The sequence below is a fragment of the Sphingomonas yabuuchiae genome (genome assembly GCF_001477495.1).
Taxonomy (GTDB): Bacteria; Pseudomonadota; Alphaproteobacteria; order Sphingomonadales; family Sphingomonadaceae; genus Sphingomonas; species Sphingomonas yabuuchiae_A.
In genome coordinates, this window is the sequence record NZ_LDTF01000023.1 from 1 (window position 1) to 18,659 (window position 18,659).

The 18,659-nt window shown below is 66.5% G+C and carries 22 protein-coding genes; 5 read left to right on the plus strand and 17 right to left on the minus strand.

Going from position 1 to position 18,659, the window contains the following annotated elements; translation table 11 throughout:
• Positions 1-265: 265 nt before the first annotated feature.
• From NS355_RS06085 to NS355_RS06095, 3 genes are all read left to right on the plus strand, one after another.
• Positions 266-874: a YceI family protein gene (locus NS355_RS06085; protein WP_058744893.1), complete on the plus strand. Its 609-nt coding sequence runs from the start codon at positions 266-268 to the stop codon at positions 872-874.
• A 292-nt stretch (positions 875-1,166) separates the two neighbouring features.
• The gene (gene leuA / locus NS355_RS06090; protein ID WP_058744941.1) at positions 1,167-2,825 is read left to right on the plus strand and encodes a 2-isopropylmalate synthase; all 1,659 of its coding nucleotides are present in this window, start codon (positions 1,167-1,169) and stop codon (positions 2,823-2,825) included.
• A gap of 117 nt (positions 2,826-2,942) precedes the next feature.
• Positions 2,943-3,743: a hypothetical protein gene (locus NS355_RS06095; RefSeq protein ID WP_084787592.1), complete on the plus strand. Its 801-nt coding sequence runs from the start codon at positions 2,943-2,945 to the stop codon at positions 3,741-3,743.
• A 123-nt stretch (positions 3,744-3,866) separates the two neighbouring features.
• On the opposite strand, the gene NS355_RS06100 is transcribed toward NS355_RS06095, so the two are convergent.
• From NS355_RS06100 to NS355_RS06145, 10 genes are all read right to left on the minus strand, one after another.
• Positions 3,867-5,321 carry a porin gene (locus NS355_RS06100; protein WP_430726998.1) on the minus strand — a complete coding sequence of 485 codons (1,455 nt, stop codon included), beginning with the start codon at positions 5,319-5,321 and terminating at the stop codon, positions 3,867-3,869.
• Between the two features lie 101 nt (positions 5,322-5,422).
• A complete protein-coding gene (locus tag NS355_RS06105; RefSeq protein ID WP_058744895.1) occupies positions 5,423-5,776 on the minus strand; it encodes a dihydroneopterin aldolase in 354 nt (117 codons plus the stop codon).
• Positions 5,773-6,519: an SDR family oxidoreductase gene (locus NS355_RS06110; RefSeq protein WP_058744896.1), complete on the minus strand. Its 747-nt coding sequence runs from the start codon at positions 6,517-6,519 to the stop codon at positions 5,773-5,775. Before NS355_RS06110 ends, NS355_RS06105 begins: the two co-directional genes overlap by 4 nt.
• Positions 6,516-7,142: a GTP cyclohydrolase I FolE gene (folE, locus tag NS355_RS06115; RefSeq protein ID WP_058744897.1), complete on the minus strand. Its 627-nt coding sequence runs from the start codon at positions 7,140-7,142 to the stop codon at positions 6,516-6,518. The genes NS355_RS06110 and folE overlap by 4 nt, the downstream gene beginning before the upstream one ends.
• 124 nt (positions 7,143-7,266) lie before the next feature.
• A complete protein-coding gene (locus NS355_RS06120) occupies positions 7,267-7,617 on the minus strand; it encodes a hypothetical protein (protein ID WP_058744898.1) in 351 nt (116 codons plus the stop codon).
• Between the two features lie 54 nt (positions 7,618-7,671).
• On the minus strand, positions 7,672-8,514 hold the full coding sequence (gene fghA / locus NS355_RS06125) for an S-formylglutathione hydrolase (RefSeq protein WP_058744899.1): 843 nt from the start codon (positions 8,512-8,514) through the stop codon (positions 7,672-7,674).
• Entirely contained in the window at positions 8,511-9,368 is an 858-nt protein-coding gene (gene purU / locus NS355_RS06130) for a formyltetrahydrofolate deformylase (protein ID WP_058744943.1), read from the minus strand. The genes fghA and purU overlap by 4 nt, the downstream gene beginning before the upstream one ends.
• Positions 9,365-9,748, minus strand: coding sequence for a VOC family protein (locus NS355_RS06135; protein WP_058744900.1), 384 nt, complete (start codon positions 9,746-9,748; stop codon positions 9,365-9,367). Before NS355_RS06135 ends, purU begins: the two co-directional genes overlap by 4 nt.
• Complete coding sequence (locus NS355_RS06140; RefSeq protein ID WP_058744901.1) at positions 9,748-10,134, minus strand: VOC family protein; 387 nt, start codon at positions 10,132-10,134, stop codon at positions 9,748-9,750. Before NS355_RS06140 ends, NS355_RS06135 begins: the two co-directional genes overlap by 1 nt.
• A complete protein-coding gene (locus NS355_RS06145) occupies positions 10,134-11,246 on the minus strand; it encodes an S-(hydroxymethyl)glutathione dehydrogenase/class III alcohol dehydrogenase (RefSeq protein ID WP_058744902.1) in 1,113 nt (370 codons plus the stop codon). The genes NS355_RS06140 and NS355_RS06145 overlap by 1 nt, the downstream gene beginning before the upstream one ends.
• A 111-nt stretch (positions 11,247-11,357) precedes the next feature.
• On the opposite strand from NS355_RS06145, the gene NS355_RS06150 reads away from it, so the two are divergent.
• Positions 11,358-11,561, plus strand: a complete 204-nt coding sequence (locus tag NS355_RS06150) for a DUF2945 domain-containing protein (protein WP_058744903.1) — start codon at positions 11,358-11,360, stop codon at positions 11,559-11,561.
• Positions 11,562-11,617: 56 nt separating this feature from the next.
• Entirely contained in the window at positions 11,618-11,878 is a 261-nt protein-coding gene (locus NS355_RS06155) for an SWIB/MDM2 domain-containing protein (protein WP_007405135.1), read from the plus strand.
• 58 nt (positions 11,879-11,936) lie between these two features.
• Here NS355_RS06155 and NS355_RS06160 read toward each other — a convergent pair whose 3' ends face one another.
• From NS355_RS06160 to NS355_RS06190, 7 genes are all read right to left on the minus strand, one after another.
• Complete coding sequence (locus tag NS355_RS06160; protein ID WP_153008084.1) at positions 11,937-12,359, minus strand: hypothetical protein; 423 nt, start codon at positions 12,357-12,359, stop codon at positions 11,937-11,939.
• Positions 12,360-12,485: 126 nt separating this feature from the next.
• On the minus strand, positions 12,486-13,262 hold the full coding sequence (gene xth, locus NS355_RS06165) for an exodeoxyribonuclease III (RefSeq protein ID WP_058744905.1): 777 nt from the start codon (positions 13,260-13,262) through the stop codon (positions 12,486-12,488).
• Between the two features lies 1 nt (position 13,263).
• On the minus strand, positions 13,264-13,602 hold the full coding sequence (erpA, locus tag NS355_RS06170) for an iron-sulfur cluster insertion protein ErpA (protein ID WP_058744906.1): 339 nt from the start codon (positions 13,600-13,602) through the stop codon (positions 13,264-13,266).
• 178 nt (positions 13,603-13,780) lie between these two features.
• Positions 13,781-14,431: a M23 family metallopeptidase gene (locus NS355_RS06175; RefSeq protein ID WP_430726999.1), complete on the minus strand. Its 651-nt coding sequence runs from the start codon at positions 14,429-14,431 to the stop codon at positions 13,781-13,783.
• A gap of 177 nt (positions 14,432-14,608) precedes the next feature.
• Entirely contained in the window at positions 14,609-15,433 is an 825-nt protein-coding gene (locus tag NS355_RS06180; protein ID WP_058744908.1) for a ferritin-like domain-containing protein, read from the minus strand.
• A complete protein-coding gene (locus NS355_RS06185) occupies positions 15,430-15,885 on the minus strand; it encodes a peroxiredoxin (RefSeq protein WP_058744944.1) in 456 nt (151 codons plus the stop codon). The genes NS355_RS06180 and NS355_RS06185 overlap by 4 nt, the downstream gene beginning before the upstream one ends.
• Entirely contained in the window at positions 15,872-18,547 is a 2,676-nt protein-coding gene (locus NS355_RS06190; RefSeq protein WP_058744909.1) for a bifunctional [glutamine synthetase] adenylyltransferase/[glutamine synthetase]-adenylyl-L-tyrosine phosphorylase, read from the minus strand. Before NS355_RS06190 ends, NS355_RS06185 begins: the two co-directional genes overlap by 14 nt.
• Positions 18,548-18,659 lie beyond the last annotated feature (112 nt).

The window sequence follows — 18,659 nt, forward strand, 5'->3', positions numbered from 1 at the left end:
TCAGATGTGTATAAAGAGACAGGCGGGAGGGGCGTGCCAAGCGGGGGTCTCCAGCGTCCCAACCAGGTCCATTGCTTGCGGTGACGCCATATGCCCGCCGAGGAACCTCTCCCCTCCCGCAAGCGGGAGGGGATGGGGGAGGGAAAGAGGCCTCGCAGAGACCACCCTCCCCATCCAACCCGGAAACGCATCGTTGCGACCTTGGCCTTTGACGTGCGTTCACCGCACGGCCCAAAAAGGCCACAGTTCAACAGGGAGTCCACCCATGCGTTTCGTTCTTCCCGCCGCTCTGGCGCTCGCCACCATCACCGCGCCCGCCATCGCCCAGACCGGCACGCCCGGCGCCGCCGTCGCCTCGCGCGTGGTCGCGGGCACCTATGCCGTCGATCCCGCGCACACCCAGGTCACCTGGTCGCTGAACCATATGGGCTTCTCGATGCTCGAGGGGCAGTTCGGCGCGTCGGAAGGCACGCTGACCCTTGACCCGGCCAAGCCGCAGAACGCCAAGGTCGACGTGACCTTCAAGATCGACGATCTCTCGGTCACCGCCGCGCCTTTCGCGAACCATCTAAAGTCGAAGGACTTCTTCGACGCCGCGACGTATCCGACCGCGCGCTTCGTCTCGACGGGCGTCAAGGTCATGGGCAACAAGGCCGTCATCACCGGCAACCTGACCATCAAGGATCAGACCAAGCCGGTCACGCTGAACGCGACCTTCTTCGGCGCGGGCACCAACCCGATGTCGAAGAAGCTGAACATCGGCTTCCGCGCCACCGCCAAGATCAAGCGTTCGGACTTCGGCGTCGGCGCCTATGTCCCGGTCGTCGGTGACGACGTCGACCTGACGATCAACGCGGCCTTCACCGCGCAGTAATTTTCCCTCTCATCTCCCATCCGCGAAAGGCGGGGTCGATCTTCGGCCCCGCCTTTTTCGTTCGTGGTGTCAGGCGGACGTCATCATTCTCGATATGGACAAGGCCGCCCCGACGCGGCATGAACCGCTGCATCATGATCGCCGCGCTGCTGCTCCGTTCGCTTCGACTTATCCGCCCTTAGGGGAGGATCGGCGTGGCCATGCGCGACTTCCCTAAGGGCGGAATGAAACGATAAGCCTGTCCCCGCCGCGCCCTGGCCTGACGCGGCCGAGAATGCTGGAAGACCCGATCATGTTGCGCGATCCCTCGACCAAATACCGCCCCTTCCCGATCATCGCCTTGCCCGACCGGCAATGGCCGAACCGCACGATCACCAAGGCCCCGCGCTGGCTGTCGACCGATCTTCGCGACGGCAACCAGGCGCTGATCGATCCGATGGACGCCGAGAAGAAGACGCGGATGTTCGACCTGCTGGTCAAGGTCGGCCTCAAGGAGATCGAGGTCGGCTTCCCCAGCGCGGGCGCGACCGAGTTCGACTTCATCTCCGGCCTGATCCGCGACGACCGTATTCCCGAGGACGTGACGATCCAGGTCCTCACCCAGTCGCGCCGCGACCTGATCGAGCGCAGCTTCGAGAGCCTGGAGGGCGCACGCACCGCGATCGTCCATCTCTACAACGCGGTCAGCCCGGCCTGGCGCAAGATCGTCTTCGGCATGACCCGTGACGAGGTCCGCCGGATCGCGGTCGAGGGCGCCAAGATTCTGCGCGACGAGGCGGCCAAGCGTCCGAACACCGACTGGTTCTTCGAGTACAGTCCCGAAACCTTCTCGACCGCCGAACTGGATTTTTCGGTCGAGGTCTGCGCCGCCGTCATGGACGTGCTGAAGCCGACGCCCGACCATCCGCTGATCCTGAACCTGCCCGCCACGGTCGAATGCGCGACGCCCAACGTCTATGCCGATCAGATCGAATGGTTCGGCCGCAATATCCCGAACCGCGATTCGGTGGTCATCTCGCTCCACACCCATAATGACCGGGGCACCGGTGTCGCCGCCGCCGAGCTGGGCGTGATGGCGGGCGCGGACCGGGTCGAGGGTTGCCTGCTCGGCAATGGCGAACGGACCGGGAACTGCGATCTCGTGACCGTCGCGCTGAACATGTACACGCAAGGCGTCGACCCCAAGCTCGACCTGTCGGACATCGACGAGGTGGTGAACACGGTCAATTACTGCACCAACCTGCCCGTCCATCCGCGCACGCCCTATGCGGGCGATCTGGTCTTTACGGCCTTTTCGGGCAGCCATCAGGACGCGATCAAGAAGGGCTTTGCGGCGCAAGGCGCGCGCAACGACGATCTGTGGGAAGTCCCCTATCTGCCCATCGATCCCGCCGATCTGGGTCGCAGCTACGAAGCGGTCATCCGCGTCAATTCGCAGTCGGGCAAGGGCGGCGTCGCCTGGGTGATCGAGCAGGACAAGGGGCTGAAGCTGCCCAAGCGGCTCCAGGCCGATTTCAGCCGCCATGTCCAGGCGATGGCCGACGCCACCAGCCGCGAACTGAACGCCGCCGATATCTGGGGCGGGTTCGAGGCGACCTATCTGCCGCGCGAGGGCGATCGGTTCGTGCTGCGCGACTATGAAGAAACCGGCTCGACCGGCCAGCGGACCTTTATCGGCCGCGTGCTGGTGGACGGCGACGAACGCTCGATCTCGGGGCGCGGCAACGGCCTGATCTCCAGCGTCATCGCCGCGCTCGCGGACACGACCGGCCCGAACCTGGAAGTCATCGATTATAACGAGCATGCCATCGGGCACGGTGCGGACGCGCAGGCCGCCGCCTATGTCGAGGCGCGGACCCCCGATGGTCGGGTCGTGTTCGGCGTCGGCCTCGACACCGACATCGCCACCGCCAGCGTCCGGGCGGTGCTTTCCGCCGCCAACCGGGCCTGATGCGCCCTACCCTTCTCGGCTAAGACGACGCGCCATGCGGGCCATCGGAGCGTTGTCTTATCCTCCCGTGCAAGGGTCGGTGACCATCCGAAGGTCTGACGGAGGGGCATCTCCATCATGAGCGCGGCCGCCCCCCCGTCATCGCGCTGGGCGTTCATTCCCGAACGCTATCGCGAAAAACTGCGCGAGCGTGGAGCGTCGATCACGCTGACCGTGCTGGCGCATCTGCTGCTCGCCTGGCTGTTGTTTCATCTGGCGCCCAAGCTGATCGACCCGGAGAAATCCACAGCCCTCAATACCTTCTCCGTATCGCCGGACGATCAGCAATCGGGCGCGCCGGTGCCCAAGACGCGCACCGCGACGCGCAAGCCCGCCGCAGCAGGCGGCTCGAAGGCACCGGTCACGGAGAAGCAGCCCGATACGCCCAAGCCCCCGACCGAAAAGCCCGTCGACACCTCCACCCCGACGCCATGGCAATGGGGCGACAAGTCGCTGTTCGCGGCCGGTGACATCGGCGCGCTGCCCAAGGGCGAGGGCAAGGGCGTCGGGTCGAGCAACGGCGACGACCGGGGCGAGGACAGCGCGTCGGCCTATGGCCCCGGCGAAGGGCCGGGCGGTCGGCGGCTCTACAATGCCGAGTGGTTCCCGCGCCGTCCGAGCGATGCGGAATTGAACGGCTATCTGCGCAGCCCGCCGCCGCCGGGTGGCTGGGCGCTGATCGCCTGCCGCACCATCCCCGGCTACCGCGTGGAGAATTGCCAGATTCTGGGCGAGTCGCCCGTCGGCTCGGGACTGGCCCGCTCGATGCGTGAAGCCGCATGGCAGTTCCGCGTCCGTGCACCGCGCGTCAACGGCAAGGAAATGATCGGCGAATGGGTCCGTATCCGGATCGACTTCACCACCAAGGGCGGCGGTTGACGCGTCGGGCGGATCGACATCCCTGCTGCCCCCTCCCCCAGAGCGGGATGACGTCACATGGAATCAGCGTAAGCCCCTCCCTTCAGGAGGGGGGAAGGAAGGCGCATATAATATCGATCAGGCTCAATAGGTGAATTGCAGTTGGGTCCGGATCAGGTCGCCCGTTGCGCGGCCGGTCCGCCGCGAGTCCGCTTCGCGCCGTTCCATCCGGGCGTAGGCGATGGTCAGTTCCAGTGCCTCGACCAGTTGGATTTCGGTGCCGACTTCCCATTCGTCGGTTTCCAGCCGGGGGGCGTCGACATTGGCCTTCCACCCGCCGCGATAATGCTGCCACCGGACATAGGGGATGGCGCGACCGACCGGCGTCTTGCCGATATTCGCCATCAGCTGGACATAGCCGCCGCCGAGACGGCTGGAACGGATCGTCGCCGATGCGCTGTCATATTGCGGCCCCCAGCCCGTCGTCCATTCGGTCTGGATACCGAAGGGCTGCGGATAGAGGATGGCATGGACAGCGACGCGATCGTCGCGATAGTCGACCGAACTGACCCCGCCGCTGCGCAGCTCCGGCCGGAACCGGTTAAACATCGCCGAGCCACCGACCTCCAGCACCTGATCCCGGAACAGCGGCCCCAGCCCGTCGAGGGCAAACGGCCATGTCGCCATCGCGACCTTCATCAAATTGTCGGTCCGCTCGGTCCGGTTGGTCCCCTGCCCGTTATAGACGGCCAGGCCGAAAGCGCCGTAATTGCCGAACAGCTTCTGCTTGTTCTTGGTCAGCCGGTCCCAGATCGCCTGGACGGGTGCGGGCGTATAATAGACGTTGACGCCGACATCGCGCTCGCCGGGCACGCCGCTGTTGATCGCATCCGAGCGATCGAGCGGCAGGCGGTTGGACGAGGATTGCAGATTTTCCCAGCCGAACGGCACCTTGGACTGGCCAAAGCGAAGGCGCAGGCGACGCTCGGGGTCGAGGAACCAGTCGGCATAGACATCGCGCAGCTGGCCGAAATTCTCGCGCCGTTCGGTGCTCGACTGGTTGTTCACCGCCGCGCCGAAGTCATGCTGGAAATAGAGTTGCAGCCGGTCGGTGATATCGCCTTGCAGCACCAGCCGGACACGGCGAAGCAGGAAGCCGCCATCGTCGTTGATCGAGGCATCGTGGACCGAGCGCAGGCGCGAGCCGTTGATCCCCGGCGCGTCCTCGCTGTCGAGCAGGGCGTTGTAGCGAAGCTGCGTATAGCCGCGCAGTCGCAGACGCTCATACCAAGGCGTCCGCGACGATACCGGCTTGGGCGCGCTCGCCACCCGCTGCGGCGCGGGAGTCGGAGCGGGCGAGGAGATGACCGGCGCCGCTGCCACGACCGGCGGAGCGGATGCGGCGACAGGGGCCATGGGAACCGCCGCCGTCGCGCCTTTCTGCGCGTCGGTCAGCGCCTTGATCTGCGCCTTCAGTTCATCGATCTGGCGCTGCAATTCCTGCACGGTCTGGGCCGCGGCGGGTATCGGACAGATGGCCAGCATCATCGCGGCGGCGATCCCGGTACCGGCCCGCTGGGGTATCGTCTTGATCGCCATGCTCATCCGCCCTTTTTCGGCGGCGACTTAGGACGGCTCCCGCCCCTTTCGCAACAGATTGATGACAGCTGCGTGATATTATCGTGACAAGCCGCCGGGCGTCAGCGGCTCCGCTCGATCTCGCAACCGATCCGGGCATCGGGATAGATATCGGTCTTGGTCGACCGCACCGTCACCGCCGTCACGCGCGGGTCGGCGAGACATAAAGCCGCCACCGCTTCGCACAGGCTTTCCTGCAACGCGAAACCGGGGCCGCGCGCCATCGCCAATATGCCTTCGCGCAGGAAGTCATAGTCCAGCACCTCCTCGATCCGATCGGCGCTGGGCGCGGCGGGGTAGGTAACGGTCATCGCGACCGACAGGCGGACCGGCTGGGGCGCGACCTCATGCGGGTAGATGCCCAGATGCATCGCCACCGTCATCTCGTCGAGCAGGATCCGATAGGTCGCCGTCATGCCCGCCCCTCGAACATCACATCGCCGTCGCGGCGGCAGAAACGCTGGCCGCAATCGACATACAGGGTCTGGCCGCGAAGCCCCCGTGCGGTCAGCAGGAAAGACACCGCCTCCGCCACCGCCTCCGCGCCGATCGGTCGACCGAGCAGGTTCTTCGTCGCGGCCTGGGCGAATTCGGCATCGGTCTGGTCGCCGCTTTGCAGGGTCAGCCCGGGGGCCACCGCATTGACCGCGATGCGCGGCCCGAGCGCCTGGGCCAGCATCGTGCTTGCGCCCGCCAACGCGAATTTGGCACAGCTATAGGCAAAGAAGTCGGGATTGGGGTTGGCGAGCTTCTGGTCGAGAATATCGACCACCGCGCCATCCGTCACGTCATCCTGCCGGGCCAGGGCGGAGGCCAGCAAGGCAGGCGCGGCGGCATTGATTGCGTATAGCTTCGCCATCAGGGCCGCCTCCGTCTCCGGCGGCCGGTCGAATTCGAAGGCCGAGGCGCTGTTGACCAGCCCGTCGACCGGCCCGCCCGCCGCTTCGCGCGCACGGGCGAACAGGGCATCGATCGTGTCGATCCGCGACAGGTCGCCCTGCACCATCGGCGCATCCAGTTCCTGCGCCAGCGCCGTCGCATCTTCGGCCGAGCCGTTGTAATGGATTACCGGCCGGTGCCCGTCCGCCGCCAGCCGCCGGGCGATGCTCGCGCCCAGCCGCCTGGCCGCGCCGGTCACCAACACGGTGCGCCCGATCATCCGGCCATGCCCATGAGCGACAGCACTTCCTTGCGGCTGCGATTGTCGTCGCGGAACACGCCCATCATCCGGCTCGTCACCATCGACACACCCGGCGTACGCACCCCGCGCGAGGTCATGCAGCCATGCGTCGCCTCAATCACCACCGCGACGCCCAGCGGCTTCAGATTCTCCCAGATGCAGTCGGCGACCTCGGCGGTCAGCCGCTCCTGCACCTGCAACCGGCGGGCAAAACCATGCAGCACACGCGCCAGCTTCGAGATACCAACGACATGATTGCGCGGCAGATAGGCGATGTGCGCGCGGCCGATGATCGGCGCCATGTGATGCTCGCAATGCGACTGGAAGGGGATGTCCTTCAGCAGCACGATCTCGTCATAGCCGCCGACCTCCTCGAACACGCGCGACAGGTGCACAGCGGGATCGTCGCCATAGCCCGCGCAATATTCCCGCCATGCCCGCGCGACGCGCTTGGGCGTGTCGATCAATCCCTCTCGCGTGGGATCGTCACCCGCCCAGGCGATCAACGTGCGGATGGCGTCGGCGACATGATCGGGCACGGCGATCTTGCCGTCCTGACCGATCAGATCACCGTCCTCCGGATCGCCATGCGCGCAGCTCATATTCTGTCCTTTACGTCAAAGCCGGTGCGATAGCGTATCGATTGCGAGGGTGCAAAAGGCCTATCGCCTTAACCCATGTCACGATGTTCTGTTCAGCGGACGCCGTTGCGAAATGACGGATCGTCTAGGGCCTAGGTACGGCACCGCCCTGCCGGGCTGCCCGCCGCGCGATGAACCATGCCTTTGCGTCCGCCGAAATGCGGGGGAAAAAGCAGGCTCGAAACTCGGCCATGGTGTGGGCGGATTCGCTGCACGGCAGGGCGGCGGCACAGGCCAGGCGGTCCAGTTCGGCTTCCCCGCTGGGCCTAGTGATGCGGCACATCATCGCCTTTGTTTTGCGATCCCGCCGGGTCTCCAATTTCAAACGCTTGATCCGCTCGCCCATGACGACGATCTCGTCCTGGGTAAGCCCAGGCTCTTCCGGCACCGGCGCCGGTTGCGCCTGGATCAGCGACAGCAGTATCAAGCCCAACATCTGTTCACGCCTCCTTTTGACGTGGCGAGGGATAGTTGACCCAGCGGGCCGGCCTTACCTGCGCAGTCGCTCCGCCGCCCAGGCGACATGGTCGGCCATGAAGGTGGAGATGAAGTGATAGCTGTGGTCGTACCCCGGCTGCATCCGCAGCGTCAGGGCGATCCCCGCCTTGTCACACGCCTCGGCCAGCAACTCGGGACGCAACTGCTCGGCCAGAAACTGGTCGGCATCGCCCTGATCGACCAACAGGTCGGGCAATCGCGCGCCGTCCTCGATCAAGGCAACGGCATCCGCCTGTCGCCAGGCGGCGCGGTCCTGCCCCAGATAGCCGCCCAGCGCCTTCTCACCCCAGGGCACCCGGGACGGCGCGACGATGGGGGCGAAGGCCGACACGCTGCGGAAGCGGTCCGGGTTGCGCAGACCGATGGTCAGCGCACCGTGGCCGCCCATCGAGTGGCCGGTGATCGCCTGCGCGTCCCTGTCGGCGACCGGGAAATGCTCGGCGATCAGCGCGGGCAGCTCCTGCTCGATATAGGTCCGCATCCGGAAGTGCGGGGCCCAGGGTTCCTGTGTCGCATCGACATAGAAACCGGCCCCCTGCCCCATGTCATAGGCGTCGTCATTGGCCACGCCTTCCCCACGCGGCGAGGTGTCGGGCGCGATGAAGATCACCCGATGCTCGGCGCAAGCGGCCCGGAACTCACCCTTGTCGGTGACATTGGCATGGGTGCAGGTCAGGCCCGACAGATACCAGAGGATAGGGAGCTTTTCCCCCTCCTCATGCTCGGGCACGAAGACCGAGAATGTCATGCGGGTGCCGGTCGCGCTGCTCTGGTGCGCATAGACGCCCTGCACGCCGCCATGCGCCTTGGAGGTCGATATCGTCTCGATCGTCATCGGAACACCACCGTCCGGTTGTCATTGAGGAAAACCCGCCGCTCGCCCACCCAGGCGACGGCGCGGGCCAGTACCTGCGCCTCGATATCGCGGCCGATGCGGATCAGGTCGTCGACGCTGGCGCGGTGATCGACGCGCTCGACCGCCTGTTCGATGATAGGCCCTTCGTCCAGGTCCGCCGTCACGAAATGAGCGGTCGCACCGATCAGCTTCACCCCGCGCGCATGGGCGCGGTGATAGGGTTGCGCGCCCTTGAAGCCGGGCAGGAAGCTGTGATGAATATTGATGCACCGCCCCGGCAAGGCCGCGACCAGCCGCTCGCCCAAAACCTGCATGTAGCGGGCGAGGACCAGATAATCGGCGCGGCTTTCCTTCATCAGCGCCAGCATTGCAGCTTCCTGCTCCGCGCGGTTGTCATTGTCGACCGGCAGGTGATGCCAGGGCAGGCCATGCCACTCCACGAGCGGCCGCAAATTGTCATGGTTGGAGACGACCCCGACGATCTCGACCGGCAACGTATTCGTCCGCCAGCGATGGAGCAGGTCGTTCAGGCAGTGCGAGCCCTTGGATACCGCGATCAGCATCCGGGGCCGTTCGGCGGCGGGGGCGACATGCCAGTCGAAGCCGAAGCGCGCCGCCGGATCGGCCAGCGCCGCGCGCACCCCCTCGACCGAGGCGGGGAAGCGCGTGCCCTGCCCGGTGAAGACGATGCGCAGGAAGAAGCGCCCCGTCTCCAGATCGGCATATTGCTGGCTGTCGAGGATGAACCCATCGATCCCCGCCAGCGCGCCGGACACGGCGGCGACGATGCCGACCCGGTCCTGACACGCCAGCGTCAGGATATAGTCGCTCATGCGGCGGGCAGGCGGCAGCCCAGACACAGCTTGTTGCCGTCCGGGTCGCGCAGATAGCCGAGATAGGCCGGCCCCATCGGCGTCTGGCGCTCGCCCACCGGCGCTTCGATCGCGGTGCCGCCATGCGCCACACCGGCCGCATGCGCCGCGTCGAGCTGCGCCGGATCGGCCGCGCCCAGCCCGATGGTCCCGCCATTGGCGAAGGTCGCCGCCTCCCCATCGATCGGGCGGGTCACCATGAAGGCCGCACCGTTATGCCGATAGAGCAGGCGTTCGCCCATCTGCATGCCCGGCTGGCCGCCCAGCGCGCCGAACAGCGCGTCGTAAAAGGCCTTGGAGCGCGAGAGGTCGTTCGATCCGACCATGACATGCGTGTACATCAGTTCGCCTCCACCAGATGCCGCGCGCACAGCTTGTTTCCGGTCGGATCGCGTAGATACGCCAAATAGACCTTGCCGACGGGCACGTTGCGGATGCCGGGCGGGTCCTCGATCGCGGTGCCGCCGTTCGCGATGCCCGCCGCGTACCAGGCATCGGCCTGCTCGGGCGACTCCATCGCAAAGCCCAGCGTCGCGCCATTGGCATAGGTCGCGGGCTCGCCATCGATCGGCCTGGAGATCAGGAAACGCGCGCCCTTATGGCTGTAGACCAGCCGTCCGAGCGGATCGACGATACCCTCGGGCGCGCCGAGCACGCCCAGGATCGCGTCATAGAAGCGCTTGGCCGCGGCGATGTCGTCGGCCCCCAGCATGACATGGCTGAACATCAGAAGATCACCACGCTGCGGATGCTTTCGCCCGCATGCATCAGGTCGAAACCCTTGTTGATCTCCTCCAGCGTCAGGCGGTGGGTGATCATCGGGTCGATCTCGATCTTGCCGTTCATATACCAGTCGACGATCTTGGGCGTGTCGGTGCGACCGCGCGCGCCGCCGAACGCGGTGCCGCGCCAGTTGCGGCCCGTCACCAGCTGGAACGGCCGGGTGCTGATCTCCTTGCCCGCCTCGGCCACGCCGATGATGATCGAGGTGCCCCAGCCGCGATGGCAGGATTCCAGCGCGGTACGCATCACCTCGGTATTGCCGGTCGCGTCGAAGCTATAGTCCGCGCCGCCATCGGTCAGTTCCAACACCTTGGCGATCGTCTCCTCGCGGCTCAGCCCCTTGGAATTGAGGAAATGGGTCATGCCGAAACGGCGGCCCCATTCCTCGCGATCGGGGTTGATGTCGACACCGATGATCCGGCCCGCGCCCGCCAGCTTGGCACCCTGGATGACGTTCAGGCCGATGCCGCCCAGCCCGAAGACGACGATATTCTCGCCCGGCTGGACCTTAGCCGTGTTGACCACCGCACCCACACCCGTCGTCACGCCGCAGCCGATATAGCAGCTGGTGTCGAACGGCGCGTCCTCGCGGATCTTCGCCACCGCGATCTCCGGCAGGACGGTGAAGTTGGAGAAGGTCGAGCAGCCCATATAATGGAAGATCGGCTGACCCTTGTAGCTGAACCGGGTCGTGCCGTCGGGCATCAGACCCTTGCCTTGCGTCGCGCGGATCGCGGTGCACAGGTTGGTCTTGCCCGACAGGCACGACTTACACTGGCGGCATTCGGGGGTATAGAGCGGGATCACATGGTCGCCGGGCACCACGGACGTCACGCCCGCGCCGACCTCGCGCACGACGCCACAGCCTTCATGGCCCAGCACGCTGGGAAAGATGCCCTCGCTGTCGAACCCGTCGAGCGTATAGGCGTCTGTGTGGCAGATGCCGGTCGCCATGATCTCGACCAGGACCTCGCCCGCCTTGGGGCCTTCCAGATCGAGTTCGACGATTTCGAGCGGCTTCTTGGCTTCAAAGGCGACGGCGGCGCGGGTCTTCATGGGTTCCTGTCTCCTTGGGCTTCGGGCTTCCTGATGCCCCGCGGCGCGCGCCGGTGCAACCAACGAAAGCCCCGAGCGATTGATGCCGATCACAACCTCAGGAGAGCGACGATGACCGAGTTCAAAAAAGGCGATCATGTCGAATGGAACAGCCATGGCGGCACCGCCGAGGGCAAGGTCGTCAAGAAGCAGACCAGCGACACCGAGATCAAGGGCCACACCGTCCGTGCGTCGAAGGACGAGCCGCAATACATAGTAGAGAGTGACAATGGCGGAAAGGCAGCGCACAAGGCGGACGCGCTGAAGAAAGCGTGATTCACGCGCGTCCCGCCACAGGGCTGGGACGCTGAAGGATTATAGGAAGGAACATCATGGCCACCGCAACCACGGGCACCGGCATCCACGCCCCGGTCCAGCCGTCCGAGGAACTGGGCGCGATCGTCGGCAACGAGAAGCTGCCGCGCAGCCAGGTCATCAGCAAGGTGTGGGACTATATCAAGGCCAACAACCTGCAGAACCCCGAGAACAAGCGGGAAATCCTGGCCGACGACAAGCTGAAGAAGGTGTTCGGCAAGGATAAGTGCACCATGTTCGAGATGAACAAGTTCATCTCGGCGCACCTGAAGAAGTAAGCCTTCTTCCGCCCCGGCCGCCATGCCGGGGCACACCCGTCCCCGCTCGCGCCGCCGGTTACCGCAGGTCCAGGACCAGCGGCTTGCGCGCGGGCGGTGGCTGGACCGGTTTTTGGGCCGGAGACGGCCCGCGATCCTTTGACCCAATCGCCGAGGGTGTAGGCGTCGGAGTCGGAGCCGGATTGTCCGCCCCCACACGACCCGCCTCGATCTGGTTCAGCCGCTGCTCGACCAATTGCGCATCCAGCAGCTTACGATCCCCCTGCATCGCCGCCACCTGCGCCTCCAGCGCGGCAATGCGCTGTTCCAGCATTTTGACTCGCACCTGATCCTCGGTCTGCGCGACCATATCCTTCGCGGCCTTCTCCTGGCGTGAGCGCTCCTGCGCGTCGGCATCGGCAAGGCGTGCGTCCACGTTGCTGCGCTGGTCGCAGGCGGCCAGGGCCAATGTCACGATCAATAGAGTGGCGGCACGGCGCATGGGCGTACTCGGATTGGAGATAAATCCTCCCCGGCACGGGGAGGTGGCAGGCCGAAGGCCTGACGGAGGGGGGCTTCCACACAGGATAGCCTATGCGGCGGTTCCCATTCCCGTACCGGGGAGGAATTACAGGTCCCGCAACTTCACCCAGGTCGGGGCATGGTCGCTCGCCTTTTCGCGCCCGCGATAGCTCTTGTCGACGCCCGCATCGACCAGCCGGTCGGCGGCCTGCGGGCTGAGCAGCAGATGGTCGATGCGGAAGCCCGCATCGCGCTGCCACGACCCGGCCTGATAGTCCCAGAAGGTCCACACCCCACCCTTGGGCGCGCGCGTGCGCAGCGAGTCCGTCCATCCTTGCGCCAGCAACCGGCGATAGGCCTGGCGGCTCTCCGGCTGCATCAGCGCATCGCTCGCCATGGCGGGGACCGAGAAGGTGTCGTCGTCATGGGGGATGACGTTGTAATCCCCCGCCAGCACGGCGGGCACTTCCTCGGCCAGCAACGCGCGGGCGCGGGTCGCCAAGCGCTCCATCCAGCGCAGCTTGTAATCGAATTTTGGACCCGGCTGCGGATTGCCGTTGGGCAGGTATAGCGAGGCGACGACCAGGCCGTTGACCTCGCATTCGAGATAGCGGCTATGTTCGTCCTCACCCTCGCCCGCCAGCCCGCGCTGCCGCTCGACCGGCTGGGTGGCGCGTGCAAGGACGGCGACGCCGTTCCAGCTCTTCTGCCCATGCCAGACCGCGCCATAACCGGCGGCCTCGATGTCCTTGATCGGAAAGGTCTCGTCGCTGGCCTTCAGTTCCTGAAGACAGACGATATCCGCCTCCGCCTCGGCCAGATATTCGAGCAGGCGGGGCAGACGGGCTTTGATCCCGTTGACGTTGTAGGTGGTGATCTTCACGTCAGACCGAGAAGCTGGTGCCGCAGCCACAGCCCGAGGCCGCATTAGGATTCTTTACCTGAAACGCCGCGCCGCCGAGCGATTCGACATAATCGACCTGCGCGCCGCGAACCAAGTCCAGGCTGATGCTGTCGACGACCAGCGTGACGCCATCGGTCTGTGCCACCGAGTCATCCTCGGCAGGCGCATCGGCCAGGCCGAACTTGTACTGGAAGCCCGAACAGCCGCCGCCTTCAACCGACAGACGCAGGATGGCGGGCTTGTTCTGCCGCTTGGCGATCGTCGCGACACGGGCCGCGGCGGCCGGGGTCAGCGCGATTTCGGAAATGCTGGTGGCCATGGGGATGAGATAGGCGCGAGGGGCGAACGGGGCAATCCCACTAAATCCTCCCCGGCACGGGGAGGTGGCAGACCGAAGGTTTGACGGAGGGGGGCTTCCTCATAGGACGCCTCTAACCGCGATCCCCCTCCACCGCTCTGCGAGCGGTCCCCCTCCCCGTACCGGGGAGGATCGAAACTCAGTCCTGTGCGGCGGGGCCGTCGGTCGAAACGGGGATTTGGTGGATCGCATGATCCTGCGACGCGGTCAGATAGTCGCCGGTGGTCAGGAAGGGGATCGGGTTGACGGCATGACCGTCCATGCGGACCTCATAATGGAGGTGCGGGCCGGTCGAACGGCCGGTCGAGCCCATCAGCGCGATCAGCTGGCCGCGCGTCACGCGGGCGCCGTCGGCGACCAGTATCTTCGACAGATGGCCATAGCGGGTCGCGATGCCCTTGCCATGATTGACCTCGACCAGATTGCCATAGCCGCCCTGCCAGCCCGCATGATCAACGATGCCGTCGGCGGTGGCATAGATCGGGGTGCCGACCGGACCGGGGATGTCGACCCCGGCATGCATCGCGGCGGTGCCGCGGAACGGGTCGGAGCGGATGCCGAAATTGCTGGTGAACTGAAGCTTTTCGACAGGATGGACCGAGGGGATCGCGATGACGCCGTTCGGGCGGGCGTCCATCTTCTTCCAAGTCTGGAATAAAGTGCGGAACTGCTGGTCGGTGCGAAGATCGGCCGAGGCTTCGGCGCTGTTGGCTGGAATGAACTCGCCCCCGACGGCGGCGGTGGCCTTGGCGGCCGGAGCAGCGGCGGGGGCCGAATGGGCCATGGCCATCTGGCCGGACAGGCCCATCGTCAGGGTAGCAAGGAAAACAGAGCGGACGCGCGATGCAATCGATTTACCCGAGAGTGCAATTTGATTCATCGAACCCCGAACCCTTGTCGCCGAACGATCCCGTAGTCGGAAAAGCCCGGCTTCGTTCATCCTATGCTGTGTCGCAGCCCCACCGCGTTACAGACGGTCAGCTTGTGCCTTTATGGGTTCCTCGTCCGCAAGAGGCGCATAGAAATCGCGCGTCAAACCGGCTGTATCGCGCGCCGAAACGTTGAACGGTGGCTTAACGACGCCCCGGAAGTGGCGCCGGACCAGCATTCGCCAATGCTCGGCGGGCTCGATGTCATGCCCTGCCGCCAGATATCCGAACCATTTCGCCCCGAATCCGACATGGCGAATCTCGTCGGTATAGATGCGATTTAGGATACGCGCGGACGGCTCGTCACCCCCGGCCCGGAAGCGCGCGACCGTCTCCGGCGTGACGTCGAGGCCCCTCGCCTCCAGCACCATCGGCACGACGGCCAGCCGCGCCATGGCGTCATGCGCGGTCTCCTCCGCCGCTTCCCAAAGGCCCGCATGGGCGGGCAACTCGCCATAACCGGACCCCAGCGTCCTCAAGCGGCGATGCAGGACGGCGAAGTGCATCGCCTCATCCGCACCGACCGAAATCCAGTTGTCGACGAAGGTGCGTGGGAACTGTCCACCGAACCGTCCCGCCGCGTCGAAGGCCAGATCGATCGCCGCGAACTCGATATGCGCCAGCGCATGGAGTAACGCGACCCGCCCCTTTTCCGAGCCACCCCGTCCGCGCTTCGGCATCCGGTTGGGCGGCAGCAGTTCGGGCCGGTCGGGCCGCCCCGGTGCATCGGGCATGGCGACGTCGAAGTCATGCGCCAACGCCCCCCGACGCCAGCCGCGCGCCACCGCCCGCGCGGCCCGCACCTTGGTCAGCGGGTCGCTTTCGCGCAGGACGGCTGCGCAGGCTCGGGCGATCGTCGTCAAAGCGCGCGCGCCGCCTCCAACACGGCCTCGGCATGGCCGGGCACCTTCACCTTGCGCCAGCTCTGGGCGAGCCGGCCGTCGCGGTCGAACAGGAAGGTCGCCCGCTCGATGCCCATATAGGTCTTGCCGTACAGCTTCTTCTCACCCCAGACGCCGAACGCCTCGCACGCCGCGCCGTCCTCGTCGCTGACCAGTTCGACCGCCAGCGCGTGTTTCTCGGCAAATTTGCGATGCTTGGCCGGGCTGTCCTTAGAAATGCCGATCACCCGCACGCCCGCGCCCGCGAAATTCCCGGCCAGCGCGCTGAAGTCCTGCGCCTCGCGCGTGCAGCCGCTGGTGTCGTCCTTGGGATAGAAATAGACGACCAGCGGCCCCGCCAGATCGCCCAGCGCCAGCGTTTCGTCGTTTGCGGTCGTGACCGTCACCGCCGGAATCGCGTCACCCTGCTGCATCACCATCTCCATGCCAGACTCGGGCCACCTCCTGCCGCGTCGCCTCCAGCGTGGCAACCACCGTCGCCCATTCGGGCAAGCCCATGGCCCGCGCGATCAGCGGACGGGTCGGCTCGGGCGGCTCCTGCCCATCGGGGACCAGCAGGCGGAAGGACACCAGCGCGCGGGTCAACACGTCATGCGCCTGCGCCATGGACGGCGGCATCAGCCCCTGCGCCACCAGCGCACCGATGGCCCGGCCCAGATCGGGGTCGAACCCGGTTTGATGGACCAGCTGCACGCGGTGCACCGCGAACTCCAGGTCGACCAGTCCACCGGGCAGCAGCTTGATGTCGAGCGGCCCTTGCGGCGGCTTGTGCCGCGCCATCTCGGCGCGCATCTCGCCCGCCTCGGTCGCCACGTCGCGGGCGGGTCGGTTGCCGTTCAGCACATCAGCGACGATCGCCGACACCTCCGCCCGTGCTTCCGCCGATCCGAAGATCGGCCGGGCGCGGGTCAAGGCCATATGCTCCCAGGTCCAAGCGTCTTCGCGTTGATAACGCGCGAAACTCTCGACCGAGACCACCAGCGGCCCCTGCGTGCCCGATGGCCGCAACCGCGTATCGACCGGATAGAGCGGCCCCGCCTGGGTCGGCACCGACAGCGCCGCCGTCACCCGCTGCGCCAGCCGATTGTAATAGAGCGTCGCCCCCAGCGGCTTCGCCCCATCGGACTCGCCCGCGAAATCGCCGGTGAACAGATAGACGAGATCGAGGTCGGAGGCATGGGTCAGCGCCGCGCCGCCCATCCGCCCGAGCGCCAGGATCACCAGCTCGCTGTCCGGCACCCGGCCATGCGCCGCGACGAATTCGTCGACCGTCGCCTGCGCCAGCACACCGACCGCCGCCTCGGCGACGCGCGCATAGCCGCCCGCCACCTCCAGCGGATCGGCCCGCCCGGCCACGATCTGCGCGCCGAGGGCAAAGCGCAACTCGCCGACGACCCGGCGGACATGGTCCAGCCGGTCCTGATAGTCCTGCCCCGCCTCACCCCCGCGCATCGCGCGTTCGAGGAACTTCACCGCAGGCAACGGCTCGAAAGCGGAGGCGTCGATCAGTCCGTCGAGCAGTGCAGGCCGCCGCGCCAGCTCGGCCGCCAGCGGTGCGGCATGGCTGAGGATCGCGACGGTCAGGCTGGCCAGACCCGGTCGTGCCTCCAGCAGGCGGAAGATGTTGATCGCGCTCGTCATCCGCTCGAACAGCGAATCGAGCTTCAGGATCGCGGCATCGGAATCGGGGGCTTCGGAAAGTGCCTCGACCAGGGTCGGCAGCACCGCGTCCAGCGCCTCGCGTGCCGCCGGGCTGCGCAACGCAGCATAGTCGCCTCCGCGCCACGCCGCGATCCGCCGCGCCGCCGCCTCGATATCACGCAAGCCCGCCGCCGCCAGCCGTTCGTTCAGGAGGACCGGATCGTGCGGCAGGCGGGGTCGCTCATCGGCGTCGAGCGCGTCGTAGAAGCGCCCGACCCGTTCGGTGACGGGCGCCAGCATGGCGATCAGCGCATCGCCATCCGCCAATCCGTGAAGCTGCGCGACCCGGCCCAGCCCCTCGCCCAATGGCAGCTGATGCGTCTGACGGTCGTCGATCATCTGCACCCGGTGCTCGATCGTGCGCAGCAGGACATAGGCATCGGTCAGTGCCTTCGCCTCGCCAGCATCGATCCGCCCGGCCTCGGCCAGTCTCGCGAGCGCGTCGCGGGTGGCGGGCGCCCGTAGCGCGGGATCGCGGCCGCCATGGATCAGCTGGTGAATCTGCGCGAAGAACTCGATCTCACGGATACCGCCGCGCCCGCGCTTCAGATCATAACCCGGCCCCATCGCCTGCCCCTGGGCATGGTGATCGCGGATCCGCCGGGTCAGGTCACGGATTTCGCCGACCGCACCGAAATCGAGCGCGCGCCGCCAGACGAAGGGGCGGATCGCGTCAAGGAAACGCTGCCCCAGCGCCAAGTCGCCCGCTGCTAACCGCGCCCGGATGAACGCCGCCCGTTCCCAGGTCAGCGCCTGGCTTTCGTAATAGGCGATGGCCCCCTCGACCGGGATCGCGATCGGCGTCGCCTCGGGCGAAGGCCGCAGCCGCAGGTCGACACGCAGCACATAGCCTTCGCCGTCACGCGCCTGGAGCAGTTCGACCACCCGCTTGCCGATGCGCACCGCCGCATCCTCCGGCTCCTCGCGCGGGCGGCGGGGCAGCGTCTGCGGATCGAAGATCAGGATCGGGTCGATATCGGAGGAATAGTTCAGTTCCCGGCTGCCCTGCTTGCCCAACGCGATGGCGGCGAAGCCCACCGCCTCCGCACCCGGCGTGCGCTCCTCGATCGCGGCGCGGATCGCCCGGTCGAGCGACCGATCGGCGAAGTCGGTGAGCCGGTGCGTCACGTCGGTCAGGTCATACAGCCCCGACAGATCGCCCAGCGCCACGGTCAGCGCCAGCGCACGCCGCTCACGACGCAACCGGGTACCGACCGGCAAGTCCTCCGCTACGGCAGGAGGCGAGAGCAGTTTTCCCGCCAGCGCCGCCGCCTCGATTTCAGGCTCCCGGTCGAGCAGCATCGCCAGGAAGGACGAATGCCGACGCGCGCGGGCGACGGCATCGGGCAGGGCGGAATGGGACAGGTCGCTCATCGGCGCGCTTCTACCCCGGCGAGGCCGTCTAAAGAAACGGTTTCCGTCCGGTTAACAAATGCGCATCAGATGATTTGCAACTTGTCAAGCCGAGATCGGTTGTGTTGCCATG